Source organism: Microcoleus sp. LEGE 07076 (genome assembly GCF_015207455.1).
Taxonomy (GTDB): domain Bacteria; phylum Cyanobacteriota; class Cyanobacteriia; order Cyanobacteriales; family Microcoleaceae; genus Microcoleus.
The window spans coordinates 1-2,395 of record NZ_JADEWV010000409.1; the positions used below are offsets into that span (position 1 = coordinate 1).

The 2,395-nt window shown below is 42.6% G+C and carries 2 protein-coding genes; both read left to right on the forward strand.

Annotated elements, in window-relative coordinates:
* Positions 1 to 112: 112 nt before the first annotated feature.
* The gene (locus tag IQ270_RS29720; RefSeq protein ID WP_228056825.1) at positions 113 to 805 is read left to right on the forward strand and encodes an N-6 DNA methylase; all 693 of its coding nucleotides are present in this window, start codon (positions 113 to 115) and stop codon (positions 803 to 805) included.
* Positions 805 to 2,172: a restriction endonuclease subunit S gene (locus IQ270_RS29725; protein ID WP_193976692.1), complete on the forward strand. Its 1,368-nt coding sequence runs from the start codon at positions 805 to 807 to the stop codon at positions 2,170 to 2,172. The genes IQ270_RS29720 and IQ270_RS29725 overlap by 1 nt, the downstream gene beginning before the upstream one ends.
* Positions 2,173 to 2,395: the final 223 nt, after the last annotated feature.

Consider the following 2,395-nt stretch of genomic DNA (forward strand, 5'->3'; position numbering starts at 1 on the left):
ATACTATGCAAATTGTCTTTGACGAATATTTGCCCAAATGGAATTATCGAGCCGTACCCCAACCTGAGTAATTCATTAAGTTATTTATTTTTCGTTCCTTAAGAAAAATTTACTGATTGAATTTAACTTACATACTATTGTTAGATTGCCGAATGGAGTCTTTGCACCTTATACGGGCATTCCAACTAACCTGTTATTTTTTGATGCTTCTGGCCCGACTGAGGAAATTTGGTATTATGAGTTAACGTTATCTGACGGTCGCAAGAATTACAGCAAAACGAAGCCGATTCAAGATAATGAGTTTAATAAGTGTTTAGCCTGGTGGAACAATCGGGAGGAAAACCAAAGCACTTGGAAGTACCGTTTTAGAGAAACTTACGACAAAGCTAAAGCTGAAGCGCAGCCCTGTTGGGATGCTGCAAGAGAAGCTGAGGCGATCGCTAACCAGTGCACCAGGAAAGTCAAGGAGTTAGACGGGCAAATCCAGACACTCAATGCTTCAATTCTGGACTTCGCGCCGGCTAAACAAAATAAGGTCATTCAAGACCAGATTCGGACGCTCAAGAACGAGCAAGCCGAAGCGCGGGAAGAGGAGCGACAACAGCGCCAGATTGCTAAGGAGTCTCAGGCTAAGGGTGATGCAATTTACTGGCCCATTTTTAACCTTGACAAGAAGAACCCCAATGCTCGGGATGATTTTGAACATCTGCCGCCAGAGCAGTTAGTTGCCGATATCTGGGCGAAAGAACAGCGGATTTTAGAGATTTTGGGTGAAATTAAGACTATATTAAAAAGGGAAGATTGATGATAGAGCTGACTTTCAAGCAAACTCAATCAGAAATGATGGTTCGGGCTGCTGCAACTGTTATATTTAATGGACTTTTAAGAGCAGAATTTCCCAATGGTCGATTATCTAGCATTACCGAACATCCCCAATATGGTTTTGGCGCAAGTGCTTCACAAGAGAATTCAGGTATTAAACTGGTTCGGATTACAGATTTGCAAGATGGAAAAATTAATTGGGATACAGTTCCCTATTGCCAGTGCGAACAACTGGAGAAATATTTGCTTCAACCCAATGACATTTTATTTGCTAGAACGGGAGCCACAACTGGCAAAACTCATTTGGTAAAAGAAGCGCCTGTTGCTGTTTTTGCATCTTACTTAATTCGCGTGCGTCCCCAGAAAGAGGTTCGCTCTGACTACTTATACTATTTTTTTCAATCAGATGTTTATTGGAGACAAATCATTGAAGAAAAAGAAGGGTCTGCACAGCCCAATGTTAACGGTCAAAAGTTAATGAATATCGAAGTGCCAATTGTTGATAATGAAATTCAATTGGCTATTAGCCAATTTCTAGAAATTGTTAGACAGAGGCAAGATGGAAGCATTAACCAGCTTCCAGAACTCCCACCCCCCCTAGATGGGCAGCGGCGTATTGTAGCGCGGATAGAGGAACTGGCTGCTAAGGTGGAGGAGGCACGGGGGCTGCGTCGGCAAAGCATTGAGGAGAGTGAGGCTTTAGTTAATGCAACGGCATTCAAAGCTTTCACTGGGTTTGACAGTAGAAATCTACTGCCCATCGAATCTATTTGTGAAGTAAAAGGTGGAATTCAGAAAAGTAGTGACCGAGTGCCAGGAGCAAATCCGCGTCGTTATATAACCGTAGCTCATGTTCAACGTAACTGGATTGACACTGGTGATCCGCGTTATTTTGAAGTTTCCAACAAAGAACTTGAAAGATGGCGATTGCTTCCAGGTGATGTGCTAGTAATTGAAGGCAATGGCAGTGCTGACCATATTGGCAGAACAGCGTTGTTTAGAGGAGAAATTGAAGACTGTGTTCACCAAAATCATGTTATTCGAGTTCGCCCGAATCAAGCCCAACTTATGCCTGAGTATTTAAACACTTATTTGAACAGTCCTCTAGGTAGAGATCAGATGCTAAATCTAAGTAGAACAACAAGCGGTCTATTCACTTTAAGCGTTGGACGTATTAGAAGTATTGAAATTCCACTCCCCCCTCTTCCCGAACAGCACCGCATCGTTGCCTACTTTGACGACCTTCAAGCCAAAGTAGACGCACTCAAGCGCCTGCAAGCCGAAACCGCCGTCGAACTGGATGCCCTGCTGCCATCTATACTCGACAAAGCATTTAAGGGGGAACTGTAGTAATCAAGAGTATAGCGCCTCAGCTTATAAATATTTCACTTGATATTAGATGAATTCAAAATTTCATTGTACATATCTTTAGGAGCAACACCAATCTCTAGGTATTCACTCAGCTTATTGAGAAATTCTATAGGAGAGCTGTCGGGGCGACAAGTCGCCTATAACGCTGATAGAATAAGGCTCATAGCTCTTATGCCTTGTTGATAATTAGGCAGTTTATGTG